Origin of the sequence: Pseudomonas syringae CC1557 (genome assembly GCF_000452705.1) — a bacterium.
Lineage (GTDB): Bacteria > Pseudomonadota > Gammaproteobacteria > Pseudomonadales > Pseudomonadaceae > Aquipseudomonas > Aquipseudomonas syringae_F.
The window spans coordinates 3,324,129-3,345,356 of record NZ_CP007014.1 but is presented as its reverse complement, the minus strand read 5'-3'; the positions used below and the strand labels follow the sequence as shown (position 1 = coordinate 3,345,356).

Below are 21,228 nucleotides of genomic sequence, written 5' to 3'. Positions count from 1 at the left end.
GGGCTTATAGAGAGAAAAGCGGCAAGAGGCAGAAAGAGCTGCCGGAACGTGGCGCATTCTAACCCTCGCCAGCCCTCTCAGGAAGTCAGATATCTTCAAGAGCGACCCAGCGTTGCTCGGCCGCCGCACAGCGGATGGCCGTCGCCAGGCGTTCGATCTGCCAGGCCTCTTCGAAGTCGGGACCACGGCTGCTATGCCCGCATACCGCCTGAATCAGCGCCTGTACTTCAAGTGCCTTGAGCTCGTTGTAACCCAGTTGATGACCGGGGGCGGGGCAGAAGGCGGCATAACCGGGCTGGGCGGGGCCTGCCAGCAGACGCTGAAAACCATCGCGGCCCGATGCGCCTGCCCGATAAACGCGTAATTCGTTCAAGCGCTCCTGATCAAATGTCAGGGTGCCAAGGGTGCCGCTGATTTCAAAACTCAAGTGATTCTTGTAACCGTGCTTGAGCCAACTGCTGCTGAAGGTCCCGCGCGCGCCGTTGGTAAAGCGCAGCAGTGCATGCGTCTGGTCGTCGACTGCGATGGTGCGCATTTCGTGGCTGCCCGAACTGGCGGGACGCTGGCGGTGTACGGTGCTGCAATCGGCGCAGACTGCTTCGACATCGCCCACCAGATAACGCGCCATGCCCAGCAAATGACTGCCCAGATCAGCCAGTGCGCCGCCTGCGTGCGCGGCATCGCAGCGCCATGACCAGGGAGATGCCGGGTTGCCCATGAAGTCTTCGCTGAACTCACCCTGAAAGCTGACGATATCGCCCAGTTCGCCCGCGTCGATCAGGTCTTTGGCCAGTCCGATCATCGGGTTGTGCTGATAGTTGTAACCGACTTTGGTCACTACGCCGGCCGCTTTGGCACTGAGGCGCATTTCATCGGCCTCAGCCAGACTGACCGCCAGCGGCTTTTCGCAGTAAACCGCCTTGCCCGCAGCGATGGCGGCCATGGCCATGGGGTAATGCAAATGGTTGGGCGTGGTGATCGCGACGATCTGCACGTGAGGATCCTGGATCAGTTGCTTCCAGTCAGCATGGCTGCGATCGAAGCCCCATGCCTGCGCGCAGTGCTCGGCTCGCACGCTGTCAGAGTCGGCCACTGCCACCAGCCGAATGCGGGCTGGCAGCTCAAGGGCTGCGTTGGCATTGCCGAACGCCAGCGCATGGGCTCGGCCCATGAAGCCGGTGCCGATCAGGCCGATGCCCAGTTCCGGTAAAGCAACAGAAGGATGGTTTTCCCGCATGACAGTCTCCAGAAAGGATTGTTGTTATGCGGAAAATATATTCCAATTAAATTAATAATGGAAAATTAATTCATTATCTTGAGTGGGTATTGATCAGGACAGAAATCCGCCATCGACATTCAACGCTACTCCCGTGGTATAGCTGGACGCTTCGCTCGCGAGATACAGTACCGCGCCAGCCATTTCACTGGGTGCCGCGACGCGTTTCAGGGGAATCTGCGAAAGGGCAAGGCTAAGAATGGCGTCGTTTTTGACCAGCGCCGAGGCGAATTTGGTGTCGGTCAGTCCTGGCAACAAGGCGTTGCAGCGAATACCGAACTCTGCGCACTCCTTGGCAAACACTTTGGTCATGTTGACCACCGCGGCTTTGGTCATCGAGTAGACCCCCTGATAGGCTCCCGGCGACACCGCATTGATCGACGCGACGTTGATGATGCTGCCACCGCCGCTTTCCCGCATCAGCTTGCCTGCTTCGACAGACATGAAAAAATAGCCACGGATGTTCACGTCCACGGTCTTCTGGAAGGCACTGAGGTCAGTGTCCAGCACGTTGCAGAATTGCGGGTTGGTGGCGGCGTTGTTGACCAGAATGTCCAACCGGCCGAACTGCTGGCGAACCTGCGTAAATACGCTGGTTATCTGCTCCATTTCGCCGATGTGGCAGGCCATTGCCGTGGCCTGGCCGCCCTCGGCAGTGATTGCATCAGCGACCGCCTGGCAGCTGTCGAGCTTGCGGCTTGAAACAATAACGTGCGCGCCTTGCTGGGCAAGCAGTCTGGCAATGGCCTCGCCGATACCGCGGCTGGCGCCTGAAACGAAGGCGATTTTACCGTCGAGGTCGAAAAGCTGGGTTCTGGACATATCAGTTCCTGATCTTGGCGCCGTCAAAGGCTGGATTTGGCGATCACCGCCAGGCTCATTTGCTCCAGCAGCCTGTTCATGTGAATGAACTGGGCGAAGCGTTTGTCCTGAGTCTGGCCATGAAAGAAACGGTAATAGATCTGTTGCACGATACCGGCCAGACGAAACAGGCCGTAGGTGTAGTAAAAGTCGAAATTGTCGATGCGGATGCCCGCGCGTTCGGCGTAGTAATCGACGAACGCCTGCCGTGTCAGCATGCCGGGCGCATTGCTCGGCTGACGGCGCATCAACTGCACGGGGGCAGGATCGTCTGCCTGAATCCAGTAGGCGAGGGTGTTGCCCAGATCCATCAGTGGATCACCCAGGGTGGTCAGTTCCCAGTCCAGAACGCCGATGATGCGCATCGGGTTCTCCGGGTCGAGGATCACATTGTCGAAGCGATAGTCGTTGTGCACGATGCTTGAGATAGGCGAGTCGGCAGGCATTTTCGCTACCAGCCAGGCCTTGACTTGCTCCCAGGCCGGAGCGTCCGGAGTCATGGCTTTTTCGTAGCGTTCGGACCAGCCGCTAATCTGTCGCTGCACATACCCCTGCGGTTTTCCCAGATCACCCAGCCTGCACGCCTGATAGTCGACTTTATGCAGGTCTACCAGTTTGTCGATGAAGCCCTTGCACAAATCTTCTGTCTGCTGCGCACTCAGGCCCAGCTGCGGCGGCAGGTCGGAGCGCAGAATGACACCCTTGACGCGCTGCATGACGTAGAAATCCGAGCCGATCACCGATGGATCGGTGCAGTGCAGGTAAGCCTGCGGGCAATAGGGAAAGGCGTCCTTGAGCTGGTTGAGGATTCGATACTCGCGGCCCATGTCGTGCGCTGACCTGGCCTTGTGCCCGAAGGGCGGACGGCGCAGCACCAGCTCTCTGTCAGGATACTGGATCAGGTAAGTCAGGTTTGACGCGCCGCCAGGAAACTGGCTGATGATCGGGGTGCCGTCCAGCGCCGGGATATGCGCCTTCAAATACGGATCAATGATGGAAACGTCCAGTTCTTCGCCTGGACGAATCTCGGTGGATTGATCGGTCAGTGCCATGTCTATCCCTTGCGCTTATTATGGTCCGATAGAATCATTGACTAATCTAATGATTCCCCCGCCTGCCAGCAACTGCGTAACAGCCTTATAGGTCAGCGTGTTGCCGGGCAATCAGTAGCCCTGATCCCTGTTCAGGCAGGCCAAAAAAAACCGAAGCGGTCAGCTTCGGTTATGGTGCAACGTACCGGGCTTTTATACCGGAAACAGCTCGCTGAGCTTCATGGCCAGCATCATGTCGCCTTCGGCGCGCAGTTTGCCACCCATGAACGCCTGCATGCCGTCGGTTTCGCCGCTGACGATGCCCTTCAGGGTTGTGCTGTCCATGACCAGTGTCACGTTGGCGTCAGGGTTTTCACCTTCCTGCAGTTCGCACGTGCTGTCCTTGACGATCAGCGCGTAGTGTTTGTCTTCGTCGGTGATGTTGAAGCCGAAAACAAGGTCCAGACCGGCAGCAGCCGCTGGGTTGAACTTGGCTTGCATGGTCTTCACGGCGTCGTCTACTGAGGTCATGTCTTGATCCTTTCAGGGTGAGTTACGCGTCCGCAGGGGCGCGATGTACGGGGATTAACGGTAAGTGATGAGTTCCGGAGTCTTCAGCAATTGCAGGTGCGTATAACTGTTGAAGGAAGCCAGGCTGACCTGGTTACCTTTGAATTTGAGTTGATGCAGCGACGTATTGACGATATGCCAATGAAGCTCGAACGCCTGTTGGGCGGGCATGTCGGTAATCAGATGCAGCAGGGCGGTGATAGTGCCGCCGGAAGTGAACACGGCAATGCGCTCATGCGGGCCTGCGGTCTCCAGAATTCTGTCCAGGCCTGCCTGCACACGCGCTACGAAGGCCGCCCAGCTTTGCAGCCCGGCGGTATCGTGCTGGCCGCTTAGCCAGCGGCGGGTAATCAGGGAAAACAACCGCTGAAACCCGGCGCGATCTTCTGCGGCGTTGCGCAGGATGTTCAGGGCTTCGGGTTCTTCAGCAAGCATGGCCGGGATCAGCGCACGAATCACGCCTTCGGCATCGAATTCGTCGAAGGCGCTGTCAGTCTCGACGACGGGTATGTGGTGCCCGGCCTCGGCGTACCGCGCCAGTGCGTGCCGGGCGGTGTCCTGCTGACGAAGCAGCTTGCCCGACAGGCAGCGGTCGAACGTCAGGCCCAGATCGACAAGGTGTGTGCCCAGCACCTGCGCCTGACGAATGCCCACAGGCGACAGGACGTCGTAATCGTCTGCACCAAATGAGGCCTGGCCATGTCGTATCAGGTAGATGCTGCCCACGTCCGTCGTCTCGGTACGATGAAGGTCTGGCGAGGTTATGAGGGATGCCGGGAAGCTGTCAATGAAAAAACATACGCTCGTTTGAAATCATCGTTTTAATGGTTTGTTACGGACCGCCCGCTGGTGAACCTTACAGGGCGCCGGTATGCTGCAATCATCGCTGCCCTTGATTGGTAAGGGCATAACGCAAGTGAGGAACAATCGTGGATTTTGTTGTCGATTACGCAAGTTTTCTGGCCAGGACCGTGACGCTGGTGATCGCCATCGTTGTGGTGCTGGTTGCCATTGCGTCCATGCGTGGCAAGGGCCGTCGCAAATCAGCCGGCCAATTGCAGGTCACGCGCCTCAATGACTTCTACAAAGGCCTGCGTGACCGCCTTGAGCAATCGCTGCTGGATAAAGACCGCCTCAAGGCACTGCGCAAGGAGCAGGGCAAGGCGCTAAAGAAAGAGAAAAAGCTGGCCGAGCCCAAGTCTCGTGTCTACGTTCTGGATTTCGACGGTGACATCAAGGCGTCTGCCACTGAAAGCATGCGCCACGAGATCACCGCGCTGCTGACGCTCGCCACTGACAGGGACGAGGTGGTTCTGCGTCTGGAAAGCGGCGGTGGCATGGTTCACAGCTACGGTCTGGCTTCTTCACAGCTGGCGCGTATTCGTCAGGCGGGCATTCCGCTGACCGTGTGCATCGACAAGGTGGCTGCTAGCGGCGGCTACATGATGGCCTGCATCGGCACCAAGATCATCAGCGCACCCTTCGCGATTCTGGGCTCGATCGGTGTCGTGGCGCAGTTGCCGAACGTGAATCGCCTGTTGAAAAAACACGATATCGATTTCGAAGTCCTTACGGCGGGTGAGTACAAGCGCACGCTGACCGTGTTTGGCGAAAACACCGAAAAGGGTCGTGAGAAATTTCAGCAGGATCTGGACATCACCCACGACCTGTTCAAGAACTTCGTTGCCAGCTATCGCCCGCAACTGTCCATCGATGAAGTGGCGACTGGCGAAGTGTGGCTGGGCATGGCGGCAATCGACAAGCTGCTGGTCGACGAGTTGAAGACCAGTGACGAGTACCTGGCCGAGCGTGCCAAGGAAGCTGACGTGTTCCACCTGCACTATGTTCAGCGCAAAAGCCTGCAGGAACGCATGGGCATGGCTGCCGCCACGTCAGTGGACCAGATGGCTGACAAGTGGTGGGGACGTTTGACTCAGCAGCGGTTCTGGTAAGCGCCGCCTGGCGGAAAGGCATCCGTGCCTATCGGCCAATGCGATGAGCCCTGTTCTCAGGGCTCATCGGGGCTTGTACATGTGACTGAGTGACGAGAATGAAGGCGCCTTTCAGCGCCTGCGGAACAACGGCAGCGGCTCATCGGCAGCAGCCTGGTACGTCACGGAAAAATCCTTCAGTCCTTCCAGCGCTTCATACGGATCTTTATCCGCACGCACCGCAAAGGCATCAAAACCGCAGCGGCGCATGTAGAACAGCTGATCGCGCAGCACATCGCCAATCGCCCGCAACTCGCCCTTGTAACCATAACGATCACGTAGCAGGCGGGCGTTGGAGAAGCTGCGACCGTCGGTGAAGGCCGGGAAGTTCAGGGCAATCACCTGAAACTGATCGACATCGGCACCGATTTCTTCGGCTTCTTCGTCACTGTCCAGCCACACACCCAAGCCGCCGTCGCGTGCCTTGAGGGCGTGCGCATGCTCGCGCCACAGCGCCAGCGGAACAATCAGGTCATCGCAGTTGGACAGGCTTTCAAAGGTCGTCTCCTTGGGCAGCAAGTGCCAGGTTTCGTCGATGACCTCGTTGTTTTTAATGATTCGCTGCATAGACGCGCTCCTTGAAAGGGTCAATGCCGATACGCTGATAAGTGTCGATGAAGCGCTCGTCTTCGTTACGTTTTTCGACATACACGTCGATCAGCTTCTCGATCACGTCCGGCATCACGTCCTGGGCAAAAGACGGGCCGAGGATCTTGCCGAGGCTGGCATCACGGCTGGCACTGCCGCCGAGAGAAACCTGGTAGAACTCTTCGCCTTTCTTGTCCACGCCCAGAATGCCGATGTGGCCGACGTGATGGTGGCCGCAGGCGTTCATGCAGCCGGAAATGTTCAGGTCCAGCTCACCGATATCGAACAGGTAATCCAGATCGTCGAAGCGGCGCTGGATGGATTCGGCAATCGGTATCGACTTGGCGTTGGCCAGCGAGCAGAAATCACCGCCCGGGCAGCAGATGATGTCGGTCAGCAGGCCGATGTTCGGGGTCGCGAAACCGTTTTCGCGCAGCTCGTTCCACAGCGTGAACAGCTGGGCCTGCTCGACATCAGCGAGGATGACGTTCTGCTCGTGGGAGGTGCGCAGCTGACCGAAGCTGTAACGGTCGGCCAGATCGGCGACGGCATCGAGCTGTTTGTCGGTCAGATCGCCAGGGGCAACGCCGGTCGGCTTGAGCGACAGGGTTACCGCAATGTAGCCCGGCTTCTTGTGGGCCAGCACATTGCGTTGACGCCAGCGTGCGAAGCCTGGGTGTTGAGCGTCCAGCGCCGCCAGTTCAGCGTGCTGATCGCTGAGGGCTTTGTATTCGGGGTCGACAAAATGCCGCGAGACGCGTTGCACTTCGGCTTCGGTCAGGGTGGTCTGGCCGCCACGCAAGTGGACCATTTCCGCGTCGACTTTCGCTGCGAACACCTCGGGAGTCAGCGCCTTGACCAGAATCTTGATGCGCGCCTTGTACTTGTTGTCGCGACGACCGTAGCGGTTGTAGACGCGCAGAATGGCGTCCAGGTAGCTCAGCAGGTCTTGCCACGGCAGGAATTCATTGATGAACGCACCGACTACCGGCGTACGGCCCAGGCCGCCACCGACGAGTACGCGGAAACCCAGCTCGCCCGCCTCGTTATGCACCGGCTCAAGACCGATATCATGGACTTCGATCGCTGCGCGGTCGCGGGTCGAGCCGTTGATCGCAATCTTGAACTTGCGCGGCAGGTAGGCGAACTCCGGATGGAATGTAGTCCACTGACGAACGATTTCACACCACGGCCGCGGGTCGATCAGTTCATCGGCTGCAACGCCGGCAAACTGGTCGGTGGTTACGTTGCGCAGGCAGTTGCCACTGGTCTGGATGGCGTGCATCTGCACGGTCGCCAGTTCGGCCAGAATATCCGGCACGTCTTCAAGCGCAGGCCAGTTGAACTGTACGTTCTGACGGGTGCTGATGTGCGCATAGCCCTTGTCGTAGTCGCGGGCAATTTTCGCCATCATGCGCGCCTGACGCGAGGTCAGCTGGCCGTACGGTACGGCGACGCGCAGCATTGGCGCGAAACGCTGAATATACAGCCCGTTTTGCAGGCGCAACGGTCGAAACTCTTCCTCGCTCAGTTCCCCGGCCAGATAGCGTCGGGTCTGATCCCGGAACTGCTTGACGCGGTCCTCGATGATCCTCTGATCGTAATCGTCGTATACGTACATATAGGTCCTGTTCTCAGGCTTCGTCATGAAGCAGGTCAGTGGCGTGAAGTCCGGGCAGCAATGGCTGTCGTTCGCTGTCTGCCTGCTTCATCTGGTCAATTCTGCGCGCACGGCCGCGCACTCCCTGGGGAGCGGAGGCGACGATAGCAGTTTGCAGATATCGATAAAAGTGATGTTTATATATATGCAAATCACTAAAAGCGATAAGCAATTCGGCGTCTGTTCATATCCCTGCTTGCCGTGTGGTCAAGACTCGACTTTACTGAGGATGCCCACCTTGCGTACAGGTGGTCATACCGATCCTTTCATGTGCAATCACCCACAAGACCGACAAGAGGCGATGCGATGAGCAAGCACCCTAAACTGACCAAGCCAGGTAAGTCCGTTGATGCCTGGGCCATTCTTTTCATTGTGATTCTGGCCATTGCTGCCGCACTGTTCTGGGTCAGCAGCCGGTAGCGTGCTGAATAAAGATTTGTCCGCAGCCTCCAGATCCCTGTAGTTGCTGCCGATAGCTCGCTTGTAAAGCGATCAATCGCGGTTGTCTCAAGGTTCAAGTGTATGAAGGTGTGTGTCCGATGGCTGATCGTGTTCGGCTGGTTGTGGTCCGCTGCGTCAGGTGCCGCGTCGGTGGTGTTCATAAGCCCCGGTGCTGAAACCGACGGCTATTGGGCGAGCTATTCGAGAGTCATGCAGACGGCTGCCAGCACTACGGGCATGTCGCTTAAAATTCTCTACACCGATCGCGACACACGAACCTTGATCCGTATGGCGCGGGAAACGCTGCTGGGCAACGAGCGACCGGATTACCTGTTGTTTTCCAATGAGCTGAACGTGGCTCCTGAGATTCTGCGCCTGTCTTCAGGCAGCGGGGTGAAGCTGTTTGCGGTCAATAACACGCTGACCGCAGACCAGGCGCTTATTCTCGGCGACCTGCGCGCCCGCTATCCGGATTTCATTGGCAGCCTGATCGGCAATGACGAGGAGGGCGGTTACATGACCGCCAAGCGTCTTATCAGCCTTGCGCCTCAGGTTACCAGGGGGCAGACGGTTGAAATGCTGGCCTTCTCGGGAACCAATACCACCGCGGTTTCGCTGTCGCGTGAAAAGGGCATGTTACGTGCTGTGGCAGAACATCCCGAGGTGCATCTGCGGCAAATCGTACTGGGCGGATGGCGGCGCGACAGGGCGCTGGAGCAAGCTCGCGTGCTATTCAAACGTCACCCTGAGGTTCGTCTGGTATGGTCGGCCAATGAACTGATGGCATTCGGCGCCATGGACGCCTTGCGAGAGCGTGGCGGCATGCCGGGCAGGGATGTTCTGTTCAGTGCGATCAATGGCACTGGCCTGTCATTGCAGGCGCAATTGAATGGCAGTCTCAGTGTGGTCGCCGCCGGCCATTTCACGCTGGGAGGCTGGGCGATCATTCTGCTGCATCGTTACGATGTCGCCCAGCCGACCGCGCGTCAGCCGTTGGGCGATCAAGCTGTTGATGTCTTGCAGTTGGTCGAACCGCAGGATACTCAGCGCTTTCTGGAGGCGACTCGTAACGAGCGCTATCAACTGGATACTCGAGCGTTCGACCTGAAGGTGCCAGGTGAACCGTCGCCGTTCTCGCTTAAAAGCATGCTCCCGGCCACCGCAGCCCAGAGCCGGTAAGCAATCGCTTCAGGCTGCAGCCGAACCTGCGCCGGCTGAGCTCTTGAACGCCTTACTCGTCGTAACCCAGGTTGGGCGCCAGCCAGCGCTCGGTGATGCTCAAGTCCTGACCCTTGCGGGCTGTGTAGCTTTCGACCTGATCCTTGTCGACCTTTCCCACCGCAAAATACTGCGCCTGCGGATGGGCGAAGTACCAGCCGCTGACTGCCGCCGCAGGGAACATTGCGTAGCTCTCGGTGAGGAATACGCCACTTTTGCCCGGCGTATGCTCCGGAGTGCCTTCAGGCAATGGATCGAGCAGCGCGAACAGGGTGGCCTTTTCAGTGTGATCGGGACATGCCGGATAGCCGGGAGCAGGGCGGATGCCCATGTATTGCTCCTTGATCAGCGCTTCGTTGTCCAGCGCTTCCTCTTTGGCGTAGCCCCAGTATTCCTTGCGCACCTGCTGGTGCAGCCATTCGGCGCAGGCTTCGGCAAGACGGTCTGCGAGCGCTTTGACCATGATCGAGTTGTAGTCGTCGCCTTTGTCCTGATAGGCCTTGGCAACTTCTTCGGCACCAATACCGGCAGTGGTGATGAAACCGCCAATGTAGTCGGTCAGGCCGCTGTCCCTGGGCGCGACGAAGTCAGCCAGCGAGAAGTTCGGCTTGCCGTCAGGCTTTATGGTCTGCTGACGCAAATGATGGAGTTTTGCCAGCGGTTTGCCGTTGTCACCGTAGACTTCCAGATCATCATCATTGACCTGATTGGCTGGCCAGAAACCGAACACGGCGCGGGCGCTGATCAGTTTCTCATCGATCAGCTTGCGCAGCATCTGCTGGGCGTCTTCGAACAGTGCGGTGGCAGCCTCGCCGACCACTTCGTCGGTGAGGATGCGCGGGTACTTGCCGGCCAGGTCCCAGGAAATGAAGAACGGTGTCCAGTCGATGTACTCGGCCAGCACGTTCAGATCAATGTCCTGCAAGACGCGGGTTCCGGTGAAAGTCGGTTGGGCAGGGGTGTAGTTTTCCCAGTCGAACTGCGGCTTCTTCGCCACCGCTGCGCCGTAGCTCAGGCGTTCGGTGCGCGCACTGCGGGCCGAGGTGCGCTCACGCACTTCTATGTATTCCAGGCGGGTCTTTTCAATAAACGCCGGTTTCAGCTCTTTCGACAGCAACTGAGTCGCGACGCCCACAGCACGCGACGCATCGGTCACGTAGATCACCGCGTCGTTGCTGTATTTGGGTTCGATCTTGACCGCAGTGTGTGCCTTGGAAGTGGTCGCACCGCCGATCATCAACGGCAAGTGGAAATCCTGACGTTGCATTTCCCGGGCAACATGCACCATCTCGTCCAGCGATGGAGTGATCAGCCCGGACAGGCCGATGATGTCGCACTTCTCGTCGCGAGCGACCTGCAGGATTTTCTCGGCAGGCACCATCACGCCCAGATCGACAATGTCGTAGCCATTGCAGCCCAGCACCACGCCGACAATGTTCTTGCCGATGTCGTGCACGTCACCCTTGACCGTCGCCATCAGAATCTTGCCCTTGGCTTCAGGCTTGTCGCCTTTTTCCAGCTCGATGAACGGGATCAGGTGCGCCACCGCTTGTTTCATGACACGTGCGGACTTGACCACCTGCGGCAGGAACATCTTGCCCGCGCCGAACAGATCGCCGACCACGTTCATGCCTGACATCAGCGGGCCTTCGATCACTTCGATAGGCCGGTTGAACCCCAGGCGTGACTCTTCGGTGTCCTGAACGATGTGCGTGGTAATGCCCTTGACCAGTGCGTGTTCCAGCCTTTGATTGACCGGCCAGCTGCGCCACTCCTCGGTCTCGGCTTCCTTTACGCTGCCGTCGCCCTTGTACTTGTCGGCAATAGCCAGCAGTGCATCGGTGCCGTCCGCTGTGCGGTTGAGTACTACGTCTTCGACGCAATCACGCAGTTCGGCCGGGATCTGGTCGTAAATTTCCAGCTGCCCGGCGTTGACGATGCCCATGCTCAGGCCATTGCGGATCGCGTGCAGCAGAAAAACCGAGTGGATTGCCTCGCGCACCGGGTTGTTGCCGCGGAACGAGAACGAGACGTTGGACACCCCGCCCGAGGTCAGGGCGTAGGGCAGTTCATCACGGATGTAGGCACAGGCGTTGATGAAGTCCACGGCATAGTTGTTGTGTTCTTCGATGCCGGTGGCGATGGCGAAGATGTTCGGGTCAAAGATGATGTCTTCCGGCGGGAAGCCCACTTCATTGACCAGAATGTCGTAGGAACGCTTGCAGATTTCCTTCTTGCGCGCCTCGGTATCGGCCTGGCCCTGCTCATCGAAGGCCATGACCACCACCGCAGCGCCATAACGCTTGCACAGGCGAGCATGATGGATGAACTGCTCGACGCCTTCCTTCATGCTGATGGAGTTGACGATACCCTTGCCTTGAATGCACTTCAGGCCGGCTTCGATCACCTCCCATTTGGAGGAGTCGATCATGATCGGCACGCGGGAAATATCCGGCTCGCCGGCGATCAGGTTGAGGAAGGTCACCATGGCCTTCTTCGAGTCGAGCATCCCTTCGTCCATGTTGATGTCGATCACCTGGGCACCGGCTTCGACCTGTTGCAGGGCGACTTCCAGGGCCTCGGTGTAGTTGTCTTCACGGATCAGGCGGGCAAAGCGTGCGGAACCGGTGATGTTGGTGCGCTCGCCGACGTTGATGAACAGCGACTGGCGATCAATGGTGAACGGTTCGAGGCCGGACAGACGGCAGGCTTTCGGAATGTCCGGAATCTCACGCGGTGCATAGCCGGAGACGGCTTCGGCAATCGCTTTGATGTGCGCAGGCGTGGTGCCGCAGCAGCCGCCGACAATATTCAAAAAGCCGCTTTGCGCGAATTCTTCGATGATCTTCGCGGTCTGGCTCGGCTGCTCGTCGTATTCGCCGAAGGCGTTGGGCAGACCGGCGTTGGGGTGCGCAGACACATGCGTATTGGCCTTGTTGGCCAGTTCTTGCAGATACGGGCGCAGTTCGCTGGCACCCAGTGCGCAGTTCAGGCCGACCGATATCGGTTTGGCGTGGCTGATCGAGTTCCAGAAAGCTTCAGTGGTTTGCCCGGACAGGGTGCGCCCCGAGGCATCGGTGATGGTGCCGGAGATCATGATCGGCAGCTCGAAACCCAGCTCTTCGAACACGCCCTGCACGGCGAAGATCGCCGCCTTGGCGTTGAGTGTGTCGAAAATGGTTTCGATCAGGATCAGGTCGGAGCCGCCTTCGATCAGGCCCTTGGTCGCTTCGGTGTAATTCTCTACCAGCTCATCGAAGGTGACGTTGCGATAGCCGGGGTTGTTGACGTCGGGTGACAGCGAGCAGGTGCGGCTGGTCGGGCCCAGAACACCGGCGACAAAACGCGGTTTGTCAGGGGTTTCGAGTGTCTTGGCGTCTGCCACCTTACGCGCCAGACGGGCGCCCTCGACGTTCAGCTCGTAGACGATCGATTCCATGCCGTAATCGGCCTGGGATACCTGAGTGGCGTTGAAGGTGTTGGTTTCGAGAATGTCGGCGCCCGCATCAAGGTAGGCCTTTTCAATTGCGCCAATCACATCGGGACGGCTCAGGATCAGCAGGTCATTGTTGCCTTTGACGTCGCTTGGCCAGTCAGCGAAACGCTTGCCCCGATAATCCTGCTCTTCAAGACGGTAGCTCTGGATCATCGTGCCCATGCCGCCATCGAGGATCAGAATCCGCTGTTTGAGAGCGTTGAGGAAGGCTTGCTGGCGGGCGCTGCGGTCAGACATGGGGGCTACCTTGAGAAGGTCGATGCTTTAAAGAACGCGATGATAACAAACCGGAACGCTTTTGGTGCTGATGAGCCTTTTGCATGAAATTCATTCATGTTGCGATACGGTGTCTTCCATGACGCTGCACTGTTTCTGGCACGCACTGTATTTACTATCGTGTTTAAAGGTGTGCAGGGCTGCAACCCTTACAGAACATGGCCTGCGGCCATCGTCGTTTCCTGAACGAGAAGGGTTTTTTGCGATCTTTTTTCTAAAACCGTGGTCGGAAATGGTGCGCGCCGTGTGCCACTCGGTTTTTCAGGTACAGGGTTGATGGTCAGGCAGTAGAGGATTCAGTGATGTTGATTTCGGTTCAGGCCTTACGGGCATTTGCTGCGTGGGTTGTAGTGTGTCACCACTTCATGCAGATTTTTTTTGACTTCAAGGCCAGCGGTCCGATCGGCCAGTTCTTTGTCTCCAAGGGCGCAGTCGGCGTCGATATCTTCTTTGTCATCAGCGGCCTGGTGATATTTCTCTCTACGCAAAACAAGGAAATGCCCGCGCGGCGCTTCATCCTCCACCGCCTGATCAGAATCGTCCCGGCCTATTGGCTGTACACCGCCGCCATGGGGTTGTTGCTACTGATCGCAGCACCGATGCTGCCGCACCAGGTCATCGGTTGGCAGAACTTCCTCCTGTCGCTGATCTTTATTCCGTCGGAAAACCCTGGTGGCTATGGGCTGTACCCGACGCTCAATGTCGGCTGGACGCTCAATTACGAAATGTTCTTCTATCTGTTGTTTTCGATGGTGTTTCTGTTTGAGCAGCGCCATCGACCTCTGATCATTGCGGCGGCACTGTTCGCCGTCAGTGAGGTGCTGGCCAAGGCTGGACTTATCAGTCGCTTCTACGGCAATGACATTGTTTACGAGTTCCTGCTGGGTATCGGCATTGGCATCCTCTATCGCCGTGGTCTGATACGAAACGCTCTATGGTTGCCACTGGCGGGTATCGCTGTCGGGCTGTATGCGATCAATAACCTGACCAATGAGCAGCGGTTGCTCAACTGGGGCCTGCCCAGTGCGCTGATCGTGCTGTCGTGCATTTCCCTTGAACCGTATTTCAACGGCAGCCGCCTGCTCAAAATGCTGGGTGACTGCTCCTATTCGGTGTACCTGCTGCACGTGCTGGTGCTGTACGGGGGCTTGCTGATGGCACAGCGCTTCGGCCTCAGTCCTTATGTGGTATTCGCGTTCTGTGTACCGATCATCGCCATCGGCGCATGGATCAGTTACGAGTGGATCGAGAAGGGCCTTTATCAGCGAATAAAGGGTTGGCTGGACGGACGGCGGCAGGTCGGTCAGGCGCAGGCGTTATCCTGACAAAAATACTGGGACTTTGTGCGCGGCGGTCGATTGGCGTAAACTGCACGCACGTCTGCGAGGAATTTTCATGACCGCTATCACTATTACCGATGCCGCCCACGATTATCTGGCCGATCTGCTGGAAAAGCAGAATACCCCAGGCATCGGCATCCGCGTGTTTATCACCCAGCCCGGCACTCAGTACGCCGAAACCTGTATTGCCTACTGCAAGCCGGGCGAAGAGAAAGCTGATGACAAGGCCATCGGCCTGAAAAGCTTCACGGCCTGGATCGACGGCTTCAGCGAGGCTTTTCTGGATGATGCCGTCGTCGACTACGCCACCGACCGCATGGGCGGCCAGTTGACCATCAAGGCTCCGAACGCCAAGGTTCCGATGGTCAGTGCCGACAGTCCGATCAACGAGCGCATCAATTATTACCTGCAAACCGAAATCAACCCGGGCCTTGCCAGCCACGGTGGTCAGGTCACCCTGATCGACGTGGTTGAAGAGGAAGCGAAGAACATCGCCGTTCTGCAATTCGGCGGCGGTTGCCAGGGGTGTGGTCAGGCCGATGTCACCCTTAGGGAAGGTATCGAGCGCACGTTGCTTGAGCGTATTCCCGAGCTGTCGGGCGTTCGCGATGTAACCGACCACACACAGAAAGAAAACGCTTACTACTAAGGCGTTTCTGCTGCAGAAAACGCTCTGGTCTGGCTAGGGCGTTTTTGTTTGAGCAAGGCTCGTGTTCTGCACGCACGGCTGAATCAGCTCATCTCCACCAGCACCGCGCCTTCATTGACCATCTCGCCCTCGCGGCAGTACAACGCGGTGATCACCCCTGTGCTGGCTGCGCGGATACTGTGCTCCATCTTCATCGCCTCCAGCACGACCAGTTGCGCGCCGGCGTCGACGGTCTGTCCCACCTCGACCAGCACGCGCACGATGCTGCCATTCATGGGTGCAATCAGGCTGCCTTGCTGATCATGACCTGGCTCGGCCTGGGCAATCGGGTCGGCTTGAACGATGGTGTGCAGATCGCCCTGCCATTTGAGATAAAGCGTACTGCCGCGTCTGATCGCCAGATGCTGATGGCGCACCCCATTGCAATCAATGCGCAACTGCTCCCCATCCAGCCTGAACAATGATGCGTTGCTGTTGTGCAGGCGGACGGCTCGGGTCTGGCCGCTGCAACTTAATTGCAGATCGGTCTCTGCTGGCATTCCTGCACGGAAGCCGTTCGTGGCCGACCAGGGTGAGTGCGGGTCGGACGGACTGATGCGCGTCGGTTCGCTTTGGCTGAACGCTTCGGCAGCCGCCTGCCAGAACGCCTCTGTAGGCTCGGCGGTTTCAGGCAGCAGGTGTGACTGATGGCGCGGGATGAAACCGGTGTCCAGTTCAGCGGCGGCAAATGCCGGATGGGCGATGATGCGCCGCAGGAACGCGAGGTTGGTCCTGACGCCGCCCACGGCGAACTCATCGAGCATGCCCAGCAGTCGGAGACGCGCCTCTTCGCGCGTCTCGCCCCAGGCGATCAGCTTGCCGAGCATCGGGTCGTAAAAGGGTGAAACGCTGTCACCCTCGGCCACGCCGCTGTCCACACGCCTGCCAACGCCATGGGCGGGCTCGCGATACAGATTCAGCGTCCCGGTCGCTGGCAGGAAGTCGTTGGCCGGGTCTTCGGCGTAAAGCCGTACTTCGATGGCATGCCCGATCAGCGGAACCTGCTCCTGAGTGATCGGCAGGTGTTCACCGCGCGCCACGCGTATCTGCCACTCGACCAGATCCAGCCCCGTGATGTATTCGGTCACCGGGTGTTCGACTTGCAGGCGGGTGTTCATTTCCATGAAGAAAAACTCGCCGCGTGCGTCGAGCAGGAACTCCACAGTACCTGCGCCCACGTAGCCAATCGCCTGTGCCGCCTTGACTGCCGCTTCGCCCATTGCTCGGCGCAGTTCAGGCGTCAGGCCCGGTGCGGGCGCTTCTTCGACCACTTTCTGGTGGCGACGCTGAATCGAGCAGTCGCGTTCGTTGAGGTACAGGCAATGACCGTGCTGATCGGCAAACACCTGAATCTCGACATGGCGCGGCGACAATACATATTTTTCCACCAGCATTCGCGCATCGCCGAACGACGACTGCGCCTCACGCTGAGCGGACGCCAGCGCTTCGGTCAGTTCGCTGGCCTGGTCGACCACTTTCATACCTTTGCCACCGCCGCCAGCGGTCGCCTTCAGCAATACCGGATAGCCAATGCTTTCGGCCGCTGCAGCGAATGTTTCGATATCCTGCGCGGCACCGTGATAGCCCGGCACCAACGGCACGCCAGCGTATTCCATCAGCGATTTTGCTGCGGATTTGCTGCCCATGGCATTGATGGCCGAGGCGGGCGGGCCGAGAAAAATCAGCCCGGCGTCTTCAATGGCCTGCGCGAAGTCAGCATTTTCGGACAGAAAACCATAACCGGGATGGATCGCCTGGGCACCGCTGGCCAATGCGGCGTCTATCAGCTTGTCGATCATCAGGTAGTTGTCAGATGCCTTGCTTCCCCCCAGATCCACGCAGACATCCGCTTCACGGCTGTGACGTGCATCCCGGTCAATGGCGCTGTGCACTGCAACCGTGGTCAGCCCCATCTTTTTGGCGCTGCGCATGATGCGACAGGCTATTTCACCCCGATTGGCGATCAGCAGCGTGTTCAGCTCTGGCGTACTCATGGTTGCGAATCCTTGTGTGTTTCGGTCAGGGCAGAGCGTTCGCCAGGATGCTCATCCGACAGACGTTGCCAGCCCGGCGCGCGCTTTTGCAGAAAGGCGCGCAGGCCTTCCTGGCCTTCGGCGCTGGTGCGGATGCGCGCAATGGCGTTTTCGCAGTAACGACGCAACGCAGGCGTCAATTCGCCGCTGCCCACTTCACGCAGCAATTCCTTGCTGACGCGCATGGCCTGCGGGCTGTTGAGCAGCAGGTTCTCGATCCATTCAAGTGTTCGGGTCTCCAGCTCGGTGTCCGCGTAGCACTCGGCGATCAGGCCGATTTGTTGTGCGCGCTGGCCGTCGAAGCGCTCTGCGGTCAGTGCATAACGTCGTGCTGCGCGTTCCCCAATGGCCTGAACCACGAACGGGCTTATAACCGCCGGGGCAAGGCCGATGCGCACCTCGGACAGGCAAAACTGTGCGTTTTCGGCTGCGATGGCCATGTCACAGCAACTGATCAGGCCCAGCGCACCGCCAAACGCCGCGCCCTGCACCACGGCCAGAGTGGGCAGCTTCAATCTGGCGAGGTTGTACATCAGCTCGGCCAGCTCGCGTGCATCGTCCAGGTTGGTGTTGTAATCCAGGTCGGCGGCCTGCTGCATCCAGGTCAGATCAGCCCCGGCACTGAAGTGTCGGCCGCGGCCACGGAGCAGCAAAAAACGCAGGCTGGAATTGGCTTGTACCTGGTCCAGCGCAATGATCAATTCACGAATCATATGCGCATTGAATGCATTGTTCTTGTCCGCACGGTTCAGCCAGAGTGTGGCGAAACCTCGCGGGTCTTCGAGCAGTTCTATGGTGACGAATGAGGTCATGGTTATTTTCCCCGCTTACATGCGGAACAGGCCGAAGGTAGTGGGTTCGATAGGCGCATTGAGCGAAGCGGAGAGGGCGAGTGCCAGGATCTCGCGGGTCTGTGCCGGGTCGATGACGCCGTCGTCCCACAGCCGGGCGCTGGAGTAATACGGATGGCCCTGATGTTCATACTGATCGAGGATCGGCTGTTTCAACTCGGCCTGCTGCTGCGGGCTGAAGGCCTGGCCGGCGCGTTCGGCCTGTTCGCACTTGACCTGCACCAGCACGCCCGCCGCCTGCTCGCCGCCCATCACGCCGATTCGCGCGTTGGGCCACATCCACAGAAAACGCGGGTCGTAAGCGCGGCCGCACATGCCGTAGTTGCCGGCCCCGAAACTGCCGCCGATGATTACCGTGAATTTCGGTACTCTGGCGCAGGCCACTGCGGTCACCAGCTTGGCGCCATGCTTGGCGATGCCACCCGCTTCGTACTTCTGACCAACCATGAAACCAGTGATGTTCTGCAGGAACAGCAGTGGAATCCCGCGCTGGCACGCCAGCTCGATGAAATGCGCGCCTTTTTGAGCGGCCTCGGCGAACAGGATGCCATTGTTGGCCAGAATGGCGATCGGGTAACCGTGCAGATGAGCAAAACCGCAGACCAGCGTGGTGCCGAACAGCGCCTTGAATTCATCGAATACCGAACCGTCCACCAGCCGGGCGATGATTTCCCGCACGTCAAACGGCTGCTTGCTGTCGGTCGGAATAATGCCGTACAGCTCGTCACTGGCGTACAGCGGAGCGATGGGGGCGATGACGTTCAACTGACCCTGCTTGCGCCAGTTGAGGTTGGCGACACTGCGTCGTGCCAGCGCCAGTGCGTGCTCGTCGCTTTCTGCGTAATGATCGGCCACCCCGGACGTGCGGCAATGCACGTCGGCACCGCCCAGGTCCTCGGCGCTCACTACCTCGCCGGTGGCGGCTTTGACCAGCGGCGGCCCGGCGAGAAAGATCGTCGCTTGCTTGCGCACCATGATCGCTTCGTCGGCCATGGCCGGTACATAGGCCCCGCCTGCGGTGCAGGAGCCCATGACCACGGCAATCTGGGCAATGCCCTGGGCGCTCATGTTGGCCTGATTGAAGAAGATGCGCCCGAAGTGTTCGCGATCCGGAAACACCTCGTCCTGACGCGGCAGGTTGGCGCCGCCGGAGTCCACCAGATAGATGCACGGCAGGCGATTCTGCTGGGCGATGGTCTGCGCACGCAGGTGTTTTTTGACGGTCAGCGGGTAATAGGAACCGCCTTTGACTGTGGCGTCATTGGCAATGATCATGCATTCAACGCCTTCGACGCGGCCGATGCCGACAATTACCCCAGCAGCCGGGACGTCTTCGCCATACACGTCGTGCGCGGCCAACTGGCCGATTTCCAGAAACGGCGAGCCCGTGTCCAGCAAGCGCTTGATACGCTCACGCGGCAGCAACTTGCCTCGCGAAGTGTGGCGTTCCTGGGCTTTTGGCCCGCCGCCCTGGCGGACGTTGTTCAATAGGCTGCGCAAGGCTTCGACCTGTTGCAGCAGCGCGGCATGGTTGAGCGAAAACTCTGTGGAGCGCGGATTGATTCGGGTGTGCAGGATGGCCATGAGGACTCCGGAATCAACGGGTTTCGTTGAACAGTTCGCGACCAATGAGCATGCGGCGGATTTCGCTGGTGCCTGCGCCGATCTCGTAGAGCTTGGCATCGCGTAACAGTCGACCGGCCGGAAACTCGTTGATGTAGCCATTGCCGCCGAGAATCTGAATGGCATCCAGCGCCATCTGGGTCGCCCGCTCGGCGCTGTACAGGATCACGCCTGCTGCATCCTTGCGCGTGGTTTCGCCACGATCACAGGCTTGGGCGACGGCGTACAGATAAGCTCGGCTGGCATTGAGTTGGGTGTACATGTCGGCAACCTTGCCCTGAATCAGCTGAAACTCGCCGATACTCTGGCCGAACTGCTTGCGGTCATGAATGTAGGGGACGACCACGTCCATGCAGGCCTGCATGATCCCGGTTGGCCCGCCGGAGAGGACCACGCGCTCGTAATCCAGGCCACTCATCAATACCCGTACGCCGCCGTCGAGCACGCCCAGCAGGTTCTCTTCCGGCACTTCTACATCGTCGAAGAACAGTTCGCAGGTGTTGGAGCCGCGCATGCCAAGCTTGTCGAACTTGCTGCCGCGAGAAAATCCTTTCCAGTCGCGTTCGACGATGAACGCGCTGATGCCATGTGCTGCTTTCTCCACGTCGGTCTTGGCGTAGATCACGTACGTGTTGGCGTCCGGCCCGTTGGTGATCCAGGTTTTGCTGCCATTGAGGATGTAACGGTCGCCGCGCTTGTCGGCCCGCAGCTTCATCGACACCACATCCGAGCCGGCATTGGGTTCGCTCATGGCCAGTGCGCCAACGTGCTCGCCGCTGATCAGCCTGGGCAGGTAACGGGCTTTCTGTTCGGGGTTGCCGTTGCGGTTGATCTGATTGACGCAGAGGTTAGAGTGCGCGCCGTAGGACAGCGCCACCGACGCCGAGCCACGACTGATCTCTTCCATGGCTACCACATGCGCCAGATACCCGAGACCCGCGCCGCCATATTCCTCGCTGACAGTGATGCCGAGCACGCCCATCTCACCGAATTTGCGCCACATGTCGGCCGGGAACAGGTTGTCCTTGTCAATCTGCGCGGCGCGAGGGGAGAGCTCTGCGGCGACGAACGATTGCAACTGATCGCACAGCATGTCGATGGTTTCGCCCAAGGCGAAGTTAAGGCTGGGGTAACTCATGGGCAGCGTTCCTGTTTTATTCTTGGATGTCGTTCTGAACGATCGGCTATTACCTTTACGTTAACGTAAACCTGCGGGTGTGGACTGTCAACGTTCTGTTTAAGCGCTGTAAGAGCTTCAGGAGGTTGCGACAGCGGCGGTGTGTAC

The 21,228-nt window shown here is 58.8% G+C and carries 16 protein-coding genes; 4 read left to right on the top strand and 12 right to left on the bottom strand.

Annotated features, from left to right (window positions below):
* Nucleotides 1-85: 85 nt before the first annotated feature.
* From N018_RS14670 to N018_RS14650, 5 genes are all read right to left on the bottom strand, one after another.
* Nucleotides 86-1,237 (bottom strand): Gfo/Idh/MocA family protein, encoded by a 1,152-nt coding sequence (locus N018_RS14670; RefSeq protein WP_025390071.1) that lies wholly within the window; start codon nt 1,235-1,237, stop codon nt 86-88.
* 93 nt (nt 1,238-1,330) lie between these two features.
* A complete protein-coding gene (locus N018_RS14665; protein WP_025390070.1) occupies nt 1,331-2,098 on the bottom strand; it encodes an SDR family oxidoreductase in 768 nt (255 codons plus the stop codon).
* Between the two features lie 23 nt (nt 2,099-2,121).
* A complete protein-coding gene (locus N018_RS14660; protein WP_025390069.1) occupies nt 2,122-3,189 on the bottom strand; it encodes a phosphotransferase family protein in 1,068 nt (355 codons plus the stop codon).
* A gap of 192 nt (nt 3,190-3,381) precedes the next feature.
* Complete coding sequence (locus N018_RS14655) at nt 3,382-3,699, bottom strand: SCP2 sterol-binding domain-containing protein (protein ID WP_025390068.1); 318 nt, start codon at nt 3,697-3,699, stop codon at nt 3,382-3,384.
* A 54-nt stretch (nt 3,700-3,753) separates the two neighbouring features.
* Nucleotides 3,754-4,464 (bottom strand): histidine phosphatase family protein, encoded by a 711-nt coding sequence (locus N018_RS14650; RefSeq protein ID WP_025390067.1) that lies wholly within the window; start codon nt 4,462-4,464, stop codon nt 3,754-3,756.
* Between the two features lie 203 nt (nt 4,465-4,667).
* On the opposite strand from N018_RS14650, the gene sohB reads away from it, so the two are divergent.
* Nucleotides 4,668-5,690: a protease SohB gene (sohB, locus tag N018_RS14645; protein WP_024646948.1), complete on the top strand. Its 1,023-nt coding sequence runs from the start codon at nt 4,668-4,670 to the stop codon at nt 5,688-5,690.
* Nucleotides 5,691-5,801: 111 nt separating this feature from the next.
* Here sohB and N018_RS14640 read toward each other — a convergent pair whose 3' ends face one another.
* The gene (locus N018_RS14640) at nt 5,802-6,296 is read right to left on the bottom strand and encodes a DUF934 domain-containing protein (protein ID WP_024646949.1); all 495 of its coding nucleotides are present in this window, start codon (nt 6,294-6,296) and stop codon (nt 5,802-5,804) included.
* Nucleotides 6,280-7,938 (bottom strand): nitrite/sulfite reductase, encoded by a 1,659-nt coding sequence (locus tag N018_RS14635; protein WP_024646950.1) that lies wholly within the window; start codon nt 7,936-7,938, stop codon nt 6,280-6,282. The genes N018_RS14640 and N018_RS14635 overlap by 17 nt, the downstream gene beginning before the upstream one ends.
* 561 nt (nt 7,939-8,499) lie before the next feature.
* Here N018_RS14635 and N018_RS14625 point away from each other — a divergent pair.
* A complete protein-coding gene (locus tag N018_RS14625) occupies nt 8,500-9,597 on the top strand; it encodes an ABC transporter substrate-binding protein (RefSeq protein ID WP_024646952.1) in 1,098 nt (365 codons plus the stop codon).
* Between the two features lie 52 nt (nt 9,598-9,649).
* Here N018_RS14625 and metH read toward each other — a convergent pair whose 3' ends face one another.
* Nucleotides 9,650-13,369, bottom strand: coding sequence for a methionine synthase (metH, locus tag N018_RS14620; RefSeq protein WP_024646953.1), 3,720 nt, complete (start codon nt 13,367-13,369; stop codon nt 9,650-9,652).
* A 341-nt stretch (nt 13,370-13,710) separates the two neighbouring features.
* Here metH and N018_RS14615 point away from each other — a divergent pair, with 341 nt between their 5' ends.
* Both N018_RS14615 and nfuA read left to right on the top strand, forming a co-directional pair.
* Nucleotides 13,711-14,733 carry an acyltransferase family protein gene (locus N018_RS14615; RefSeq protein WP_024646954.1) on the top strand — a complete coding sequence of 341 codons (1,023 nt, stop codon included), beginning with the start codon at nt 13,711-13,713 and terminating at the stop codon, nt 14,731-14,733.
* A gap of 70 nt (nt 14,734-14,803) precedes the next feature.
* Nucleotides 14,804-15,397: a Fe-S biogenesis protein NfuA gene (gene nfuA, locus N018_RS14610; protein WP_024646955.1), complete on the top strand. Its 594-nt coding sequence runs from the start codon at nt 14,804-14,806 to the stop codon at nt 15,395-15,397.
* Between the two features lie 83 nt (nt 15,398-15,480).
* Here the strand turns inward: nfuA and N018_RS14605 are convergent, their stop codons facing one another.
* From N018_RS14605 to N018_RS14590, 4 genes are read right to left on the bottom strand one after another with little or no spacing between them, the layout of a single operon-like run.
* The gene (locus N018_RS14605; protein WP_025390066.1) at nt 15,481-17,430 is read right to left on the bottom strand and encodes an acetyl/propionyl/methylcrotonyl-CoA carboxylase subunit alpha; all 1,950 of its coding nucleotides are present in this window, start codon (nt 17,428-17,430) and stop codon (nt 15,481-15,483) included.
* Nucleotides 17,427-18,287: a gamma-carboxygeranoyl-CoA hydratase gene (locus N018_RS14600; protein WP_025390065.1), complete on the bottom strand. Its 861-nt coding sequence runs from the start codon at nt 18,285-18,287 to the stop codon at nt 17,427-17,429. The genes N018_RS14605 and N018_RS14600 overlap by 4 nt, the downstream gene beginning before the upstream one ends.
* A 9-nt stretch (nt 18,288-18,296) precedes the next feature.
* A complete protein-coding gene (locus tag N018_RS14595) occupies nt 18,297-19,904 on the bottom strand; it encodes a carboxyl transferase domain-containing protein (RefSeq protein WP_025390064.1) in 1,608 nt (535 codons plus the stop codon).
* A gap of 13 nt (nt 19,905-19,917) precedes the next feature.
* Nucleotides 19,918-21,081, bottom strand: coding sequence for an isovaleryl-CoA dehydrogenase (locus N018_RS14590; RefSeq protein WP_025390063.1), 1,164 nt, complete (start codon nt 21,079-21,081; stop codon nt 19,918-19,920).
* Nucleotides 21,082-21,228 lie beyond the last annotated feature (147 nt).

Bases quoted from the DNA above. Each gene is read 5' to 3' on its own strand.
- nfuA (WP_024646955.1), top strand. From the start codon at position 14,804: ATGACCGCTATCACTATTACCGATGCCGCCCACGATTATCTGGCCGAT.
- N018_RS14605 (WP_025390066.1), bottom strand. From the start codon at position 17,430: ATGAGTACGCCAGAGCTGAACACGCTGCTGATCGCCAATCGGGGTGAA.
- N018_RS14660 (WP_025390069.1), bottom strand. From the start codon at position 3,189: ATGGCACTGACCGATCAATCCACCGAGATTCGTCCAGGCGAAGAACTG.
- metH (WP_024646953.1), bottom strand. From the start codon at position 13,369: ATGTCTGACCGCAGCGCCCGCCAGCAAGCCTTCCTCAACGCTCTCAAA.
- N018_RS14635 (WP_024646950.1), bottom strand. From the start codon at position 7,938: ATGTACGTATACGACGATTACGATCAGAGGATCATCGAGGACCGCGTC.
- N018_RS14640 (WP_024646949.1), bottom strand. From the start codon at position 6,296: ATGCAGCGAATCATTAAAAACAACGAGGTCATCGACGAAACCTGGCAC.
- N018_RS14665 (WP_025390070.1), bottom strand. From the start codon at position 2,098: ATGTCCAGAACCCAGCTTTTCGACCTCGACGGTAAAATCGCCTTCGTT.
- N018_RS14625 (WP_024646952.1), top strand. From the start codon at position 8,500: ATGAAGGTGTGTGTCCGATGGCTGATCGTGTTCGGCTGGTTGTGGTCC.
- N018_RS14590 (WP_025390063.1), bottom strand. From the start codon at position 21,081: ATGAGTTACCCCAGCCTTAACTTCGCCTTGGGCGAAACCATCGACATG.
- N018_RS14595 (WP_025390064.1), bottom strand. From the start codon at position 19,904: ATGGCCATCCTGCACACCCGAATCAATCCGCGCTCCACAGAGTTTTCG.
- N018_RS14670 (WP_025390071.1), bottom strand. From the start codon at position 1,237: ATGCGGGAAAACCATCCTTCTGTTGCTTTACCGGAACTGGGCATCGGC.
- N018_RS14655 (WP_025390068.1), bottom strand. From the start codon at position 3,699: ATGACCTCAGTAGACGACGCCGTGAAGACCATGCAAGCCAAGTTCAAC.
- N018_RS14615 (WP_024646954.1), top strand. From the start codon at position 13,711: ATGTTGATTTCGGTTCAGGCCTTACGGGCATTTGCTGCGTGGGTTGTA.